We start from the raw sequence: 248 nt of genomic DNA, 5'->3' as shown, positions 1-248 counted from the left end.
AAATCGTACTTCTTAGCAAATTCGTAATCACGTGTATCGTGAGCAGGAACGGCCATCACGGCACCCGTTCCGTATGATGAAAGGACATAATCACCGACCCAAATTGGCAACTCTTCACCATTAATTGGGTTAATTGCAACGGCACCTGTGAACACACCTGACTTATCCTTATTCAAGTCCGTACGCTCCAAATCTGACTTTGAAGCGATTGACTTCTTAAAGGCTTCGATAGCATCCTTTTGATCATC

General features: G+C 44.0%; 1 protein-coding gene. It reads right to left on the bottom strand.

All coding sequences use genetic code 11. From position 1 onward, the window contains the following. On the bottom strand, positions 1 to 248 hold a 248-nt coding region (locus L9G74_RS21545; RefSeq protein WP_238898880.1), incomplete at both ends, for a leucine--tRNA ligase family protein.

It is taken from the genome of Shewanella electrica, assembly GCF_022321485.1.
In the GTDB taxonomy this organism is placed as follows: Bacteria; Pseudomonadota; Gammaproteobacteria; order Enterobacterales; family Shewanellaceae; genus Shewanella; species Shewanella electrica.
This window is presented reverse-complemented; position numbering and strand designations above follow the sequence as displayed.